The organism is Candidatus Magnetobacterium casense, assembly GCF_019173545.1.
Classification (GTDB): domain Bacteria; phylum Nitrospirota; class Thermodesulfovibrionia; order Thermodesulfovibrionales; family Magnetobacteriaceae; genus Magnetobacterium; species Magnetobacterium cryptolimnobacter.
This window is the reverse complement of record NZ_JABXWD010000026.1, coordinates 1-17035: the sequence shown is the minus strand read 5'-3', so window position 1 is coordinate 17035 and position 17035 is coordinate 1. Positions and strand designations below refer to the sequence as shown.

The window sequence follows — 17035 nt, the reverse complement described above, 5'->3', positions numbered from 1 at the left end:
GTGCGGTCTGTGATCACCACCGACTCGGCAGACTGTTCAATGGCATTGAAGAGCTTTTGCATCTCCCGCTCAACGAAAGCATAACGCCTGCCGGGCGGATATTTAACGGCATCATCCGTGACATCTCTGACCGGATAAAGGTTGAGCGGGAGATGCAAAAGCTCTTCAATGCCATTGAACAGTCTGCCGAGTCGGTGGTGATCACAGACCGCACCGGCAGGATTGAATACGTCAACCCCGCCTTTGAACGAGGCACCGGCTACACCCGTGCCGAAGCTATCGGAAAAACCCCGCGAATACTGAAGTCCGGTAAGCAGACCAAGGAGTTTTACAAGCAAATGTGGGCAACCATCCTCGATGGCAGCGTCTGGCACGGGGAGGTTATTAACAAGAGAAAAAACGGCGAAATCTACTACGAAGACGCTATCATCACCCCAATCAAGGACGATAAGGGAGAGATAACAAACTTTGTGGCAATGAAGTATGACGTGACACCAAGAAAGCTGGCAGAGTTTGACCTGGAGAAAAAAACCGGAGAACTGGAACTGCGGGCTCGCTACGACAAGACGTTTGCCAAGGTGTTGTCGTTGTTCAGTTCGACCTTTGACCAGAAACAGGCCCTGCAAAACATGCTGCCGCTGTTGGCGGAGGCGCTTCCATTCCCCTGCTCTGCCTTTTACGCATACGACGAGTGGAGGGGCAAGCTCATACTTGAGGCATCCTACGGGCTATCCGGTACCATCAGCGCCGAATTTGATATAAACGAAGCAATCGTAGGGCAGGCCGTTGTCAATGCCTCCGCCATAGAAATAGAGGGTTCAGCTCAGTTCCCACTTGTAATAGAGACGGGCATACTTACGATAACACCAAAGGCCATAGTCATCCAACCGGTCTTTTATCAAAAACAGATAGTGGGCGTCCTGGTGATAGCATCCATAGCGCCACTGGGAGAGCATGACAGGGCGTTTACGCAGAGCCTTGCCTCAAATATAGGCATCTCACTCCAGAACCTCAGACAGTACAGCGACATGCAGGAGCTTTCGGCACAGATCAAGGCCCGGGGCGATGAGATAGTGCATAAGAACCTCCAACTGGAGGAGTCCAACAGACTGAAGTCCGAGTTCCTGGCCAACATGTCCCATGAGCTGCGAACGCCACTCAATGCCATCATCGGTTTTTCGGAAGTGCTCAAGGACGGCATGTTGGGCGACCTCTCCGAAGAACAAACGGAATACGCAAACGATATCTTTACCAGCGGACAGCACCTGCTGTCACTCATAAACGACATCCTCGATCTCTCAAAGATAGAGGCAGGAAAAATGACCCTGGACCTGGAAAGGGTCAGCATTGGCGCCCTGCTTGACAACAGCCTCTCTATTGTCAAGGAAAAGGCAATGGCCCACGGCATAAAGCTCATGATAGAAGTACAACAGGATATCGACTATGTGTACCTGGATTCAAGAAAGACCAAACAGGTGGTCTACAACCTCCTGTCAAACGCCGTGAAGTTCACCCCCGATAAGGGTACCGTTACCCTATCAGTGCGTGCGGTATATCTGGAGGACAGGGAGTTTGTGGAGATATCCGTTTCAGACACGGGTATTGGGATATCGGAGGAGGGAATAAAAAGGCTGTTCAGACCCTTTGAGCAGATCGATGGCTCCCTCTCGCGTCGATATGAGGGCACGGGGTTGGGACTGGCCATGGTCAAGCGCCTGGTTGAGTTGCACGGCGGCACGGTAGGTGTCCAGAGCCAGGAAGGCAAGGGCAGTTGTTTCACCGTCCGGATACCCTACAGACGGGAAAGCGACATGGCCGACTCAGAGGAAAAAATGCTTGCAAATTTATGCAAAAATGAGAAGAAAGACCCTGATAAGGGTATCACTTGTTCATACACCCCGCTGGTGTTGATCGTGGAGGATGACCCAAAGTCGGTGGACCTCATACGGCCTCAACTGGAATCGGAGGGCTACAGTACGATAGTGGCTTCCACTGCGCAGAAGGGGCTTGATATAGCCGAAAGAGAACAACCCGACCTCATCACCCTTGATATCCTGCTGCCGGACATGCACGGTTGGGAGTTCCTTGAAAGGCTCCGGGCAAACAGGAAAATCGCCCAAATACCGGTGATAATCTTATCGGTAGTGGCGGATGAAAACAAGGGGTTTTCCATGGGCGCCTCCAGCGTGTTGCAGAAGCCGGTATCAAGGGAAGACCTGCTGGCAGTAGTCAGACTACATAAGGATAATCTGCCACAAGATATCCAAAGACCGCTGACGGTACTCGTGGTCGATGATGACCCCAAGGCAGTGGAAATAGTATCGAGCTACCTCAAGGCCGAGGGGTGTACCGTGCTACGGGCATATAGCGGTAGGGAGGGGATTGATACTGCCAGGACGCAATTGCCCGACCTGCTGGTGCTCGATCTGATGATGCCCGATGTCACCGGCTTTGACGTCGTACATACCCTCAAGGATATGCCCGAGACCGCGGGAATAAACATCATTATCCTCACGGCAAAGATAATAACCGACGAGGACCGCGAGGCCCTTAACAGTAGTGTGCTGAAGATCGTCCAAAAAGGCAGCTTCAGCAGTTCCGATCTGCTCTCCGATGCCAGACGGGCACTGCGTGGCAAGGCGGCTGCGACTGCCCCTGTTGCACGGAAGGAAACTGGCATCACATACACGCATTCCCTTGTCCCTTCCCATGGAGCGGCTGAAAAATCGACGGATACACCGGCAGAGACGAAGCCAACTGTCGTTGCACAGAATGACCCGTTTATCCTGATCGTTGAGGACAATGCCGCTCAGGTGGCGCTTTTGAAACACTTCCTGGAGTATGAGGGTTACAAGGTGATGTCTGCGGCAAACGGAAAAGAGGCTCTGGCTTTGATGTCGCAATTTAAGCCCGCCCTTATCTGTCTCGACCTGATGATGCCGGAAATGGACGGCTTTGCCTTTCTCGATGAGAAGGCGGCCAATTATGAGTTTGCGGATATCCCTGTAATAGTGGTATCGTCAATTGCGGAGAGCGACAAGGGTACATCGCTGAGTGCCAACGCCTTTTTGAAAAAGCCGGTCTCAAGACAAGAGATGCTCACCCTGGTAAATTCACTTACCGACTCGGCCAAGAGAGGTTCCAAGCTCAAGATATTGCTGATTGATGACGATCCCAAGGCGATAAAGATCATCTCCTCCTATTTTGACTCCACCTCATATGAAATACTAAAAGAGTATGGGGGTAAAGAGGGACTGTATACCGCTATAGTCAGAAAGCCTGACTTCATAGTCCTCGATCTGATGATGCCGGAAATGAGCGGCTTTGAAGTCCTCCAGGAACTCAAGCAAAACGAGGGCACCAGAGACATCCCGGTGGTCATCATGACGGCCAAGGTGCTGACAAAGGACGAACGACAAGATTTGCAGAGCAAGGTAGTCACGATCTTTGAAAAGGGACAATCCAGCAAGGACGACTTTCTCAGAAACATAGAATCTCTTATGCAGAAAAAAGGAGGCGCTAAAAAGCGATTAAATTAATGAATATCTTGATCATAGAGGACAACCCGATGAACATGAAACTGGCCTCAGACATCCTGCGTCGCCAGGGATACACAGTCCTTCAGGCCACTGACGCCGATGCTGGAATCAAGATCGCCATAGAGCAAAGGCCCACCATGATCCTTATGGACATACAGCTTCCGGGGATGGATGGCCTTACCGCAACCAAATTGCTGAAAAACAATGAAACCACCAAAGACATAAAGATTATCGCCCTGACGGCATTTGCCATGAAAGGCGACGAAGAACGCATGATTGAGGCAGGCTGCGACGCCTACATATCCAAACCCATCAGGTACAAGGAATTCCTTGCCGCCGTTGATTCCCTGACAAAGGCGTCCTAAGCCTTTTTACCGTGAAAATCTCTGTGAGGTAAGAGAGCAGGCGCATAGAGTATGTGTAACTCTCTGAGGCATGTTTGCAATATGGTTTCTAATTTGACAATGTCACATTCAAGTAAACATCAGGGATTGTCTGAACTAGAATTGATCACTTTGCTCCCTACGGTCGCAGGGCAGATTAAAGGATTTACAGGATAAAGACATGAGGTCTTCTTTAACACAAACCCTGATAATCCCTTAATCCGTTAAATCGTGGTTCAGACATCTTTTAATTGCAGAGTTTGTAATATGACATTGTCAAACTAATGTATCCTCTTTATATTTCATGGTAACTATACTTTTACGCATCCTGGATTCCTGGTCAAGCCAGGAATGACACACTTGGAAAACGTCCGTAACTGTCATTCCTGCGAAAGCAGGAATCCATAGCCTGTTAAACGTGAAATAAAAATTACCCTGCTTTTTTGAGAGGATACCGTATACTTTTGCATAGGGCAATCGTATTAGAAATTTTTATGGGTTGTTAAACGGTCAAATGCAATTGCCCTGACATGTTTACTTTTCGCCCCCAAAAATGTTAGCCTGTACGTAAGATAAAAAATGATAGGTAAGAAGATACCAATAGTAGTTCGGCTGTTAGATATAATCAATGCGAACAAGGATTTCCCTGCAATGTCCCGGACCGTTGCACTTGTTAGTAAGCAGACTTCCTCTGACAGCGATGCCTCAGTAACGGAACTTACAAACACCATACTGGATGATTTTGCCCTGTCCAATAAGTTGCTCAGGATGGTCAATACCGCCTTTTACATCAAGTATCACGGGGCAGGGAGGATCAACACGGTCTCTCGTGCCGTCTATATACTGGGATTTGGCAAGATAAGGGATGCCGCCCTGTCTCTTATGTTGTTTGAGCATATCAAGAACAAGTCCCTGGCCCTGGAACTCAGGGAGGCATTTATAATCTCCTTTATGAGTGGCGTTGTGGCAAAGGAGATGGGCAAAAAGCTGGGCATCAAGGACATAGAGGAGGCCTTTATATGCTCTATCTTTCACGACCTGGGGAAGTTGCTGATCAGATTCTACCTGCCTGAGGAACAGAGAAAGATAAAGGAACTTGCCGCCGCTCAGGATATTACCGAGGATGAGGCAGCTCCTGATGTTACAAGGGCATCCTACGATACCGTCGGCATGGAGGTGGCCAAGAACTGGAACTTTTCCGATAGCATTGTCTATTGTATGCGCAAAATCCCCCTGTACAAGCTCGTCAAACCCACGACCGATATGGAAAACATAAGGTCTCTTGTCCTGCTCTCAAATAAATTGTGTGAGCTGATCAACAAGGCAAAGCCCGATGATTGGGAAAAGACATTGGCCACCTTTAAGCACCGATTTGATGTTTGCTTCCGCTCCGGCGAAAAGACCCTCGCAGATGTACTTGAGGTATCATATAGCGAAATAAAGTCCTACTGTGATAACTTCGGTTTTAGCATGGACAACAGTCACTTTTTGCAAAATCTGGGCCTGCTGCTAAAAGGACCCGAAGGCTTAAAAAAGGATAAGAAACTCTCTGACGCTGCTGCAAAACACCCTATGCAGATACTTGACAGCCTGCTTGATGGCGAAGAGGAGACCTCGCAGGTGCTGACCCCCGACGACATACTCACAAAGGGAATACTGGAGATAGCCAATGCCATGCTTGAGAGCTTCTCCTTAAATGACATACTGCGGATGATCCTGGAGGTCTTGTATCGGGGCATGGAATGTTCACATATTATTATCGGCATAAAGACTGCGAAGGAATCATACATGGAAGGTCGTTTTGGCTTTGGTCAGGACATAGGCAAGCTCGTTAAAGGGTTTCGATTCCAGATTGAAAGCTCATCGGATGACGTCTTTAATATATCGCTCAATAAGGATTCCATTGTCCTTATCAATAACGTCTATGATATTGAGGTGCAGTCTTGCATACCCACGTGGTTGCGCACTACATTTGATGTCCGGACGTTTATCGTAATCCCCATTACGCTGAAGAAGGTCCCCGTAGCCGTGATCTATGGAGATTGGGCAGACGTTGACCAAAAGGCGCCGCAACCCAAGCGTCTGAGATACGTAAAGACGCTCAGAAATCAGGCCATGTTGGCCATCAAGCATTACACATAAGAACGATTTTTCACACTAAAAAGGAGTAACCGGATGATTCAGATAAAGCGACCTATGAGGCTGCGTGCAAGCGCCGGACTTAGAAAGATGGTGAGAGAGACGGTTGTGTCGCCTGCGGACTTTGTGTATCCGTTATTTGCCACCTTTGGCAGGGGTGTCAAGAGGGCGATTACTTCGATGCCCGGGTGTTTTCAGGAATCCACAGACGAAATCGTAAAATCGGCCAGGCAGTTGAAAGAGCTTGGCATCCCGGCAACGATTCTCTTTGGCATCCCCCCGCACAAGGACGAGTTTGCTTCCGGTGCATATGACCCCGATGGTGTTGTCCAGGAGGCGGTCAGGGCCATCAGGGATGCCGTGCCGGAGTTGTACGTTATCACGGATGTGTGTCTGTGTGAGTATACAAGTCATGGACATTGTGGCGTTACCAGTGACGGCAGGATAGACAACGACGCCACGCTTGAGTTACTCTGCAAGGAGGCGGTCTCACACGCCCGTGCCGGGGCACAGATGGTCGCACCCTCTGACATGATGGATGGCAGGGTCTACGCCATACGCACCACACTGGACAGGGAGGGATTTAGCTCGGTGCCAATCATGAGCTATGCCGCCAAGTATGCCTCGGCCTTCTACGGACCATTCCGCGAGGCGGCCGATTCAACACCGCAGTTTGGTGACAGGCGGCATCACCAGATGGACCCCGCAAACAGGCGTGAGGCACTTAAGGAGGTCGCCATCGACATCGAAGAGGGGGCGGACATCGTCATGGTCAAACCGGCCCTGGCCTACCTCGATGTCATCGCTGCCGTCAGGGAGACCTGTGACGTCCCCGTTTGTGCCTACAACGTTTCGGGCGAGTACTCCATGGTAGTGGCCGCGGCAGAGCGCGGGTGGATCGACTACAACGCCGTTATGATGGAGATGCTGCTGTCTATAAAGCGCGCCGGGGCCGATATCATCATAACCTACTTCGCAAAGGACGCCGCCAGGTTACTTTAACTGTAACTCTCCCAATATATTTTTGGTAGCACCCCTGTCAACCGTGCTCATGCAACACACGGCCATTGTTTGGGTTCGTAGGTGCTTGGGTGGTCGTTTTCTTGTCTCTGAAGCGGTACAAAAGATGGCCGTTGCAAGACGCTCAAGTGCCATTACCGGCGTGAGGGGGCTACACGTGGTGGATGACAGATAGGGATGCTTAGTATGACGGAGGGTAATTAATGCACGAACAAGCATAATTTGACAATGTCAGATTAGAGAAAAATAGGGATTGTCTGAACTAGGATTACGCAGATTAAAGGATTCACAGGAAAAAAGAATAAGGTCTGCTCGAACATAAATCCTGATAATCCCAATTGTCAGACAGCTCCTTACAGTTGCCGGGCCGTTAAATCGTGGTTCAGACATCTTTATATGCAGAGATTGTAATGTGACATTGTCAAAATAATAACAATGCCATATTTATGAAGGTATAAAAGTTGCCTAAATCCCGGCAACCACGGTTGATTGTGGTGCTACCGTGCCGACAGGATGTTAGCTAAATCGTCTTTTCCCATTGATAGTAGTCGTCGGTGAAGTATTTTGGCCGTGCCTTCTTAAATTCCCTGGTGGAATACAGGATTCTGTAGTTCGCCACGTTTGTTTCCCTGCTTATCGTATCGACGATTTGTTGCAGTTCTTCGGTGCTCTTGGCGTGTATCATCGTAAACAAACCATACTGCCACATATCGGTGACGGAGCGTTCGTAGCAGTGCGACACGGCCATGTATGAGGCCATCTTGCGACCCGTCTCCTGGAGCATCTCCGGCTCCACGGCCCAGACCACCATGCCGTTGGCTCTAAAGCCGATGTTTCTGTGATACAGCACCGCCGCATAACGCCTGATCACCCCGCGTTGCAATAACTCTTTCAGTTTACCTATCAGAACTGCTTCATCCATCTGGGCAATCTCTGCAAAGTGCGCAAACGGCCTCGACACCAGGGGGATATCCACCTGCGTGACCCTAATCACACGCTTGTCGGTGTCATCCAGGGGACTGAAGACCCTGCCGGAGGTCGTAACTTCTTCTTTTTCGCTGATTTCGCTGCGTCTGGCGAGCTTTACGCCGATCTTGAAGATCGTCTTTGACTCTAACAGCATGTAATGTTCAACACCGGCCCTTTCGGCAATAAGACGAACCGTCTCAGTCAGGTTATAACTGGAATCAGGGGGAACCGCTATCGTAAACCACAGATTGAAGTCATGGTCTCTGAGATAGTTGTGGCTGACTCCGGGATATGAGTTTATCACCCCTGCTGCGTGTTCGATCTGACTGTCTTCGGCCTTAAATGCCACAAGCGAGCTCTTGTAGCCGAGCATCCTTGTCTCATAGATCGGCGATATCTGTCTGACAATCCTGTCGGTCTTTAGCCTCCTCAGCGTGTCGATAAACTCGGCTTCGGTAATCCCCAAGCCCTGGGCCATCTCCTTAAACGGCTCCGTTACAAGGGGGATGCCTTCTTCTAACGCTTTGATTACTTTAATGTCCATCGCTAACCTTTCATCCAGTGAGAAGAGAGGGGGGCTCTGCCCCCTAACCCCCCGCAAGGAGGGCGGCTCTGCCCCCTCCTTGACCTCCCCTGCAAGGGGACCAGTCCCCTTGACCCCTTCTTAAGACACTGCTGCATCACGGGATGAATACCCCCGACGGGGTGGGCACACTCACCGTGGCAGTCACATCCCACGTATCAACGCTGAAAGTCTTGAGCGCATTTTCAAAGTACGACGAAACATAGAGCGATTTGCTGTCGTGGGAAAATCTAAGGTGCATCACCCGTTTACCGGCGCTTATGGTCTTGATTACTTTATTGGTCTGCGGGTCGATTACCGAAACATAGTCATCCTTGTCCCCGCTGTAGTTGACGGCTATGTATTTCTTGTCCGGGGAGACTACCACAAACACGGGTAAACCAACCAAGTCTATCGAGCTGATATAACCAAAGTCCTTCATGTCTAGTATGTACAGCTTCTTTTCTCCAACCGCCGGGATAAAGGCCCTCTGATTGAGCACCCCCCACGTCCCGAAATGCGGTATCTTAAAGACTGTATCGCTGCCTGCCTTTGTCTCCTTTTCCGTATACTTAAACGTATCAAGGTCAACGATCCCAACACCGCCCTTAAAAAAGCCCGTCACATAGATATTGTCACTGAGGAAGGCATCAAAGGGCATCTCCCCCTTTGTCTTGATCTCCTTGACCTTCTCATGGTTCTTACTGACGTCATGCATCCATATCTGGTCGTCATCCATCAGGGCATAGATCAGCAGGTTGTCCCTGCACTTTATACCAACGTTTCGCGACCCCGTCTCTATAACCTTCACCGTATTGAGAGCCTCGTCAAGTATCACAACATCCTTTGGGTCGTAGTTTGCCACACCAATAAAACCGCCGCAGAATATAAACCCTATCCCGCTCTTGCCCGTTTTGACGCTCTTTACAACCTCATACGTACCCAGGTCAACCTTAGACAAGAAACCATCCCTGCTTATGACATACAGAAATCCCTTGTGAAATTTGACAGTAGCGTGATTGAGATTCTTAACCCCCGATATCTCCCTAAGTAACTTGCCATCTTCGATCAACGCAAGCGCCTCTCGCTCTCTCTCAACAACAAAGACCTTTTCGGCTGACGCATTGCCGCTAAAAAACAATAACACGCTACAAAACAGAGTAATAAGGTATAGTATAATGGGGTCAAGGGGGCTGGCCCCCTTGCAGGGGGTTCTGAAGGGGGGCGGAGCCGCCCCTTTCTTTCTTGTCTTTTCTCTCATAGGATACATGCCGGGTCCTCCGCGTAGTAATCCCCGTGTATGGAAAAAGCCCTTGCCCGTGAGTTGCCGTTGCAGATGTCGATGTACCGGCAACCACCACAGCGACCTTTGAGCTTACGCGGGGTTTGTCTGAGTTGTTTGAAAAACGGGCTATTGTTCCAGATGTCGCCAAAGTCCCGTTGCCTGATGTTGCCTGCAACTTCCCGGTAAAACGGGTCAGCCTTGACATCGCCCTTGTAGTCTATGTTGACCAAGGCGACTGCGGCCTGATTGCCACCCCAACGCCGCAATCGGTCATAGAGTGCGTCGTATGCCGGGGTGGAGTATCGTTGCCTCACAATGTCAAGCAAGGCAACCGCCGTGGAGTCGTTATTGCCCGTAATGACCTTTACGTTTATATCACGTTCTATGTATGACAGGGTCTTTTGGATGATGTACTCCACCGCTGACCTGTATGTTGCCTTGTCGAGGTCTTCGAGCATCCCCCCACGACCCGAGTACACCAGGTGCGATATGTAGAGTTTTGGAAACTGTTGTCGCTCTACGACATCAAATATGTGCCCCAGGCTTCCATAGGTTGCCTGCGACAGGGTAAAGCGTAGTCCCACGTCCAGCCCCCAGTCCATACACATCCGCAGGGCATCGATGCTCCGGCCATAGGCGCCGCTTAACCCCCTGAAGGAGTCATGTACCTGCGGGAGGCCGTCAATACTGACGCCCACGTAATCGAAACACCGTGTTATTTTGTCTTTCAGGCCCTCATTAATCAGGAGACCGTTTGTCGAAAGTGCCGTCATTATTCCGGCGTCCTTGAGCTCCTGTGCAATGTCAAAGATATCCTCCCGCAGCAGAGGTTCACCGCCTGAGAGGATGACACATCGTATGCCGTTGTCATACAACGAGGGGATGATGGTCATTATTTCGGAGAGAGTCAACGCATTCATTTCTGCGTTGCCTGTATCCGTTTGGTCTGTAAGGGTCTTAGCGGATGAGTAACAGTGTCTGCATGAGAGGTTGCAGTAGTTGGTGAGGTTCCAGATGCACACGACAACAGGGGCTTTTACGCCGGCATCCATAGTACCAGTATCCACGGCACCACCGCCATTGACTCCCTTGCCGATGCTCTCCCTTAGAAAATCAGTTATCCTGAGCATCTTCGCCCGATTTTTTGAATTCCTCAACGAACCTCATTAGCACATCCAGTTCCTCCGGTTTGAGGTCTATCTTTGGCATAACGCTGCGCTTGTAGCCGAGCTTTTTGGCAGTGGCTTCGGGGTCTGTCAGTTGTTGTCGTATGATTGACTCCGGTCTCTCCCTCACGATCTTTGAAAAGGCAGGGCCAAATGCCTCGCTTGTGGTGTGATGACAGCCCCAGCACTTTTCCATGTATAGTTCACGGCCTAGCTGATACTTTTCATACGATCTTGATTTATGGACAAAATTGTATTTTCCAACCGGGAGATTGGCCTTAAAGCTCTTGAGTTCCTTGAGGGTTGCGGAGTCGTACAGGACGAGGGAGCCGTCTTGTTCAAAGATGCTGATATAAGCGATCTTGCCATCGCCGGAGAATTCCGTGTGAGTGGCTTTTTTTCCTTTTCTGGGGGTCAGATATTTCAGGGCAAGGGTCTTTTTATCGATGAGGGTGAGGGTGTCGGTGCCGTTGTCCATCCAGAGGTATGGTGAGGCGGGCGTGGTACGGACAAAGAAACCCTCCCCGCCGATATCAATATTTTTGACGAAGCCCCAGTTGTACATCTTCCACAGGGATATGTATGGTTTGAGGATGTGTGGTGTGGCGAAATAGAAGTCACCCTTGTCGTACCAGAAAGAGGCAGAGGCCAGGTGAGGCATACTTTCGATCTTGTGTTCAAAGACGGTTTTTTTTGTCTTGAGGTCAAGGACGACAAGCAGGCTTTTTTCTCTGGAGCTGCCCACAATGTATCTCTCAAGGGGGTCGATAAAGAAGTCCTCAAAGGACACTTCCGTCTTTATGTATTCGACGTTGAAGGTAGCGGTGTCCAGCAGTCCTATCTGTGGCTTATCCTTTGTGGTAAAGATAGCCTTGTCGCTGGAGTATTGCTCGTAGATGGCACTTATTTTGCCGACGTTTTCAATGGTCTTTACGGGTTTGAGGGTTGCTGTGTCGAGGATGAATATATTCTGCGGGATGAGACATGCCGCCAGGACGTGTTTGCCGTCGTTGGAGAGGCTTATGTTTCGGAGGTTGACGCAAGGTCGCACCTTTCCGACGTATCGCTCTTCGGTGAGGTTGTACTTGGCCACCCAGCCGTCGCGGGAGGGCAGGAAGAACATCGTCCCCTTCGTATCGAACTTGCCCCCGCCGTGGACGTTTCCAAACTTGAAGGAGTCTACCATCCGGTCGCCCGTCATTATCCATACGCTGCCATTGCCCCGCTCCACTACGGCGGTTATGTCCTTGATGTTATGAATACGTTTGAAGCTCTCTATCCGCACGGGATTTACTTCCTGCAGGGTGATGCTTTTTTCGATATCCTGTGTTGTCCATTTTACGGTTACCGGTTTTCTGATATAGGATATTATGGCTTTTACTTCGTCGTCATTCATATCGGGCCAGGATGGCATCTGAGTTGCCGGCAGGCCTTTTCTTATAATTGAGGTGAGTCGTTCATCGGAATATCTGGTGAGCAGTTGCGGCAGCAGAGGGGAAGCCGTAACGCCGAGTTTGTCTGTTCCGTGACAGGCGCCACAGTACTTTTGATACTGTTCACCTTCCCCGCCACCAAAGGACAGAGAAGGGAGCAGTATCAGGAGCACAATGGCAATTGCTTTTGCAGCCTTTGCCATTGGCCCTAGTCTGACGCCCCGTTAAGGGTCAAGTACGTCACAGTGTTAGTATACATCGTGAGTGGTGTTATATACGTTAAAGTGTCCGGTTGGGGTTCTTACCCAGTCGCCTGTGATTTCGCTTACCAGATTGAAGGTCTTGTCGTCATAGACGAGGATTGCGCTTGGTTCGGTCTTTTTACCCCAAGCTGATACCCATACCTCTTTGCCATCCTTGTCGAACTCGAAGTGTACTGCTCTCCCTTTATGTTTTTCTGGCAGTTCGATAGTCTTTACGACCTCAAGTGTCTTCTTGTCGATTGCAAAAATGGACCTCTGTAACTTGACATCAGGATTGAGCGTTCTATCCGCCCACATCCATGTTGATGACGGGTGTGTCTTTACAAAGAGATTACCGCCGCCGTCACCGGGGAGTTTGATCTTTTTAACGACCTTCCAGGCGTGTTGTGGATGTTTCTTGGGGTCGGTACCGATACATGCTACGGTGTTCTCTCCCAAGTGTCCTGTGCACCATATTGGGCCATAGGTGGGGTGTTCTATATTGGCACCTCTGCCGGGGTGGGGTTTAACTCCCGTCTCAACGAGTGCGGTCATCTTACCCTCTACCGTGTCAACAACAGCCACCTTGTTTCTCATATTTGCTGCAACGAGGAAGTATCTCTTGGTGCTGTCCCAGCCTCCGTCATGCAGAAATCTCTCGGTCTCTATCATCGATATCTTCATGTTTTTCAGATCGGAGTAGTTGACCAGCCATGTCTGTCCGGACTCTTTTATGTTAACAACCCATATGGGGTCATACGGAGCGGCAACGATTGAGGCAACCCTTGCCTCTCTGAGAAATTCGTTGGTATCATAGGTATAGCTGCTGGTTGATACAACCTTCATCGGCTCGAGTGTCTCACCGTTGAGAACTACCATGCTGGATGGCCAGTAGCATCCGATAATGGCAAGCTTGTCGATAAAGTCACCTTCCTTGCCCTTGTACTTGCTGGTCTCTATTGACCTGGCATCATAGCAGGTCTTGACCTCAGCCACCTTATCGGGGGTCTTAAGCCACAGGTCTATGAGTGTTACCTTGCCGTCCCTTCCTATTGAGTAGAAGAATCTGCCTGAGGCCGATGACCTTAGTATATGCACGGCAAATCCCGTGTCTACAATAGAGACGAGTTTCTTTGTATCGCCGTCAATAATGGCAACCTTTCCGGTATCCCTGAGGACGACTCCCATGAAGTTCTGCCAGTTAAGCGGGTGTTCGGGTTTGCTTGGTCTGCTGGCAGGCTGCAGGGTGACTTTCAAGGACTTCTTCATTTGGTCCATTGTCATCTCAGGTGGTGATGGCGGCTCGTGTTGGATAAACCTTGCTACGAGGTCTATATCTGCTGGCGACATAACACCCTGTTTGCCCCAATCCGGCATTCCACCGGGAAGACCGGCATCCATAATGATCTTCAGATTCTCCGTACCTATTGCGATACTCTTGTCCGGGGTAAGGGCAGACCCTGTAGCACCCTTCCTTAACATTCCGTGACAACCGGCGCATCTGTCAAAATAAATAACAGATGCCTTTGTCATCTCCTCAGCCGTAATTGGTGGAGCAGCTTGCTTTGGAGCAGTTTCCGCTGCAAATGAGATGCTAAAGACCATCATCTGCAGTAACACAAACGCACTGACTAAAAATTTTTGTACCATACGCTCTTCCAGAGGACCTGGCCAACCTTATGCTGGGATTAACCCCAATCCTCTGTATGACCTCCTTATAAAAAAATTAACCATCGAAAGACGGTGTTTTTTCGCTTTCCTTAATTTGTACTTTCCTTAAATTCGCTATCAACCCGGACCGTTTTTGAGGTGTAATCTTAGTCACTAAAAGCAACATAGAGGATTATATACATATTAGCAACTTGTTGTCAACAGCATAGTCAGATCTTTTTTTCGTGAATCCTGGAGTAGTCCTTAGATTTGATCTCATCGACAAACTCCGAGGTTATGAGTGTAACACCCATTTCTTTGGCCTTCTTTTCTATCAGTCCGATGATCATATTTTTCATAAATGCCGGAGTCCGTTTCATCCTTGCCTTTGCGGCGTCATCCCAGGCAATTGATCCCTGAAAGTTGTCATCGAGTTCGACCTTATCCTTACCGGTGACCCTGTCTTTTCCTGCTGGTTCGTACAGACAGAGGGAGTCCTCCTCCATAAAGTCGCCGTACTGAGCCAATGCCCGTGCCCTGCACCCGCCACATATCTCCGTGTACTCACAGCGTCCGCACCTGCCCTTGTACTGACCGTCACGCAGGAGGGTTAGTTTTTGGGAATCCGTCCAGATATCCACGATGGAGCGGTCCTTGACGTTACCCAGGGTGTCGGGCATGTATGGACACGCCGTGACGTTTCCCACGGGGTCTACCCGCATGTATAACCGCCCGGCAAGACAACCCCTCGTCCCCTGCGGAATATGCACGTTGTCCTCGTGCAGTATTCGGTATATGTGTGGGGCACAACGCGCCCTGACCATGATTCTTTTTTCCGTGTCGGAGATGCTTGCGATCTTTCTCAGGACTGTCTCATAGTTCTCCGTGGATATGAATTCTTTCCTGGCCCTGCCCGTGCACACTAAAAAGAAGAAATTGACCGCCTTGGCTCCAAGCCTTATGGCCATCTCAACAAATTCCTCGATATCATTGTAGTTTCTGTCCGTTACCGTAACATCCACCTGTGTCTGGAGATCAACTTCCCTGCCAAACTTCAATGCTTCTGTCGATAAGTTCCATGCCCCGTAGTACAAGCGAAACGAGTCGTGATAGGTGGGGCTAACCGAGTCTATGCTGATACCCAGTCCCTTGAGGCCGGCGTTCTTTAACCTCTTGAGATTGTCCTTTGTCAGTAGCGTACCGTTTGATCCCATAACGGTGATAAATCCATGGTCGGCGGAGTACTCCACAAGTTCATATATGTCATCCCGCAGCATCGGCTCTCCACCTGTTAGTACCAGCATGATATTGGGGTTTAAGCGGTGCAGGCCATCGATGACTCCTTTTGCCTCCTGGGTTGTCAGTTCACCTGCCGCCCTCTCCCTGGCATCCATGTAGCAGTGCGGGCAAAAGAGATTACACTGGCCGGTCAGGTTCCATGACACGATGTAGGGCTTGTAGTCCTGTGATTTGTCTGTTGATTTGCCGTTATTTATATCTGCCATCCCTTGTTTTGCTCCTTCTGCGTGATGAACACACTACATGGTGCGTATCTTAAGACGTTCTCCGTCACCGAACCAAGGTCAACCCCCTCGGCGTAATGTCTGCCCGTGCGTCCGATGAAAATCATATCGGCATTGACCTCGGCGGCATAGTCGCAGATGCTCTTATATATGTATCCGGCAAAGACCTTCTTGATGACCCTGACCCCTGCCACCTGCACATCTTCCGGCACAAGCCCCCAGCCCTCCGAAAACCTGGCACTGAGACTGTTGCCGCTAAAGACGTCCCGCTCGGCCTTGTCCAGGATCATGTAGCCGACCCTCTCAAGCCCCTTGTCTATGAACTCGTCGTGTATCTTCTCCTGCTGTTGGGAGTTGAAGGAAAATCCCTCGGCGTTTATGACGGAGTCCTTGAGTCTGTTAAAGAGGTCCTTGTGCAGGGAGGAGTCAAAGGCGTATACAAGATGCAGGTTGCCCGAGTACTTCTCCGCAAAGGCCTTTGCCGCCTTGAGGGCATTGATGGCACAGGCGCTGCCGTCGAGGCAGACTACGATATTTGGCTCCTTTAGTTGTGTCGGGCGCTTTACAACAAGGATATCACGGTCGTTGCTTCTGAGAACCCGCATACACACGCTGCCCACAAACCCCCGCTGCAGGGCGTTAAACCCGCCGGCTCCGATGACGATCAGTCCGTCGCCCTCCTGTTGTATCATTTCGTTTATGGCAATAAAGTTCTTTCCCTCAAACACCTTTGGTCTGAAGGGCACCCCGGCCTGCTTAAAATCGTCCTCTAAGGGCCTCAGATACGACAGGGATATCTTTTCCATGCCCACCTTGATTAACGTGGCATGTACCGCCCGCTGATGTTGCAGTATCTCCTCCTTCTGATACTCCTGTGGCAGCGTAGGCTCCATTATCCTGAAGGCGCCATCGTGCATCACCGAGTTAAACCCATGTATGCCAACGACATCGCATCCAAATGACCGTGCCAGTTGCAGCGTTACCTCTTCGCAGGCACCGGACAGTTCACTGTTGTCGTGGCATAGTATTATCTTTTGCATCATAAAGTTTCGTCTCACTCTCTATCTCTGGTCTATTAAGTAACCGTCTCATTGTATTACAAATTGAGCGGTATTGTAAAGTGT

General features: G+C 50.0%; 12 protein-coding genes. 5 read left to right on the top strand and 7 right to left on the bottom strand.

What is annotated here, in order from left to right:
• From HWQ67_RS02700 to HWQ67_RS02680, 5 genes are all read left to right on the top strand, one after another.
• Window positions 1-3539, top strand: a 3539-nt coding sequence (locus HWQ67_RS02700; RefSeq protein WP_218251106.1) for a response regulator, incomplete at its 5' end; no start/stop codon positions are given.
• Window positions 3539-3904, top strand: coding sequence for a response regulator (locus HWQ67_RS02695; protein ID WP_218251105.1), 366 nt, complete (start codon window positions 3539-3541; stop codon window positions 3902-3904). The genes HWQ67_RS02700 and HWQ67_RS02695, both read left to right, overlap by 1 nt.
• A 597-nt stretch (window positions 3905-4501) precedes the next feature.
• The gene (locus HWQ67_RS02690) at window positions 4502-6064 is read left to right on the top strand and encodes an HDOD domain-containing protein (protein WP_218251104.1); all 1563 of its coding nucleotides are present in this window, start codon (window positions 4502-4504) and stop codon (window positions 6062-6064) included.
• Between the two features lie 33 nt (window positions 6065-6097).
• Entirely contained in the window at window positions 6098-7063 is a 966-nt protein-coding gene (hemB, locus tag HWQ67_RS02685; protein ID WP_218251103.1) for a porphobilinogen synthase, read from the top strand.
• Window positions 7064-7085: 22 nt separating this feature from the next.
• On the top strand, window positions 7086-7256 hold the full coding sequence (locus tag HWQ67_RS02680) for a hypothetical protein (RefSeq protein ID WP_218251102.1): 171 nt from the start codon (window positions 7086-7088) through the stop codon (window positions 7254-7256).
• Between the two features lie 345 nt (window positions 7257-7601).
• Here the strand turns inward: HWQ67_RS02680 and HWQ67_RS02675 are convergent, their stop codons facing one another.
• From HWQ67_RS02675 to HWQ67_RS02645, 7 genes are all read right to left on the bottom strand, one after another.
• Window positions 7602-8594 carry an Lrp/AsnC family transcriptional regulator gene (locus tag HWQ67_RS02675; protein WP_218251101.1) on the bottom strand — a complete coding sequence of 331 codons (993 nt, stop codon included), beginning with the start codon at window positions 8592-8594 and terminating at the stop codon, window positions 7602-7604.
• A gap of 136 nt (window positions 8595-8730) precedes the next feature.
• A complete protein-coding gene (locus HWQ67_RS02670) occupies window positions 8731-9873 on the bottom strand; it encodes a cytochrome D1 domain-containing protein (RefSeq protein ID WP_218251100.1) in 1143 nt (380 codons plus the stop codon).
• Window positions 9870-11027, bottom strand: a complete 1158-nt coding sequence (locus tag HWQ67_RS02665) for a radical SAM/SPASM domain-containing protein (RefSeq protein WP_218251099.1) — start codon at window positions 11025-11027, stop codon at window positions 9870-9872. Before HWQ67_RS02665 ends, HWQ67_RS02670 begins: the two co-directional genes overlap by 4 nt.
• On the bottom strand, window positions 11011-12699 hold the full coding sequence (locus HWQ67_RS02660; protein ID WP_218251098.1) for a nitrite reductase: 1689 nt from the start codon (window positions 12697-12699) through the stop codon (window positions 11011-11013). The genes HWQ67_RS02665 and HWQ67_RS02660 overlap by 17 nt, the downstream gene beginning before the upstream one ends.
• Before the next feature lie 45 nt (window positions 12700-12744).
• Window positions 12745-14388 carry a cytochrome D1 domain-containing protein gene (locus tag HWQ67_RS02655; RefSeq protein ID WP_218251097.1) on the bottom strand — a complete coding sequence of 548 codons (1644 nt, stop codon included), beginning with the start codon at window positions 14386-14388 and terminating at the stop codon, window positions 12745-12747.
• A 230-nt stretch (window positions 14389-14618) separates the two neighbouring features.
• On the bottom strand, window positions 14619-15893 hold the full coding sequence (locus HWQ67_RS02650) for a radical SAM/SPASM domain-containing protein (RefSeq protein WP_218251096.1): 1275 nt from the start codon (window positions 15891-15893) through the stop codon (window positions 14619-14621).
• Complete coding sequence (locus HWQ67_RS02645; protein WP_218251095.1) at window positions 15881-16954, bottom strand: universal stress protein; 1074 nt, start codon at window positions 16952-16954, stop codon at window positions 15881-15883. Before HWQ67_RS02645 ends, HWQ67_RS02650 begins: the two co-directional genes overlap by 13 nt.
• Window positions 16955-17035 lie beyond the last annotated feature (81 nt).

Bases quoted from the DNA above. Each gene is read 5' to 3' on its own strand.
- HWQ67_RS02655 (WP_218251097.1), bottom strand. From the start codon at position 14,388: ATGGTACAAAAATTTTTAGTCAGTGCGTTTGTGTTACTGCAGATGATG.
- HWQ67_RS02650 (WP_218251096.1), bottom strand. From the start codon at position 15,893: ATGGCAGATATAAATAACGGCAAATCAACAGACAAATCACAGGACTAC.
- HWQ67_RS02675 (WP_218251101.1), bottom strand. From the start codon at position 8,594: ATGGACATTAAAGTAATCAAAGCGTTAGAAGAAGGCATCCCCCTTGTA.
- HWQ67_RS02645 (WP_218251095.1), bottom strand. From the start codon at position 16,954: ATGATGCAAAAGATAATACTATGCCACGACAACAGTGAACTGTCCGGT.
- HWQ67_RS02670 (WP_218251100.1), bottom strand. From the start codon at position 9,873: ATGAGAGAAAAGACAAGAAAGAAAGGGGCGGCTCCGCCCCCCTTCAGA.
- HWQ67_RS02690 (WP_218251104.1), top strand. From the start codon at position 4,502: ATGATAGGTAAGAAGATACCAATAGTAGTTCGGCTGTTAGATATAATC.
- HWQ67_RS02695 (WP_218251105.1), top strand. From the start codon at position 3,539: ATGAATATCTTGATCATAGAGGACAACCCGATGAACATGAAACTGGCC.
- hemB (WP_218251103.1), top strand. From the start codon at position 6,098: ATGATTCAGATAAAGCGACCTATGAGGCTGCGTGCAAGCGCCGGACTT.
- HWQ67_RS02660 (WP_218251098.1), bottom strand. From the start codon at position 12,699: ATGGCAAAGGCTGCAAAAGCAATTGCCATTGTGCTCCTGATACTGCTC.
- HWQ67_RS02665 (WP_218251099.1), bottom strand. From the start codon at position 11,027: ATGCTCAGGATAACTGATTTTCTAAGGGAGAGCATCGGCAAGGGAGTC.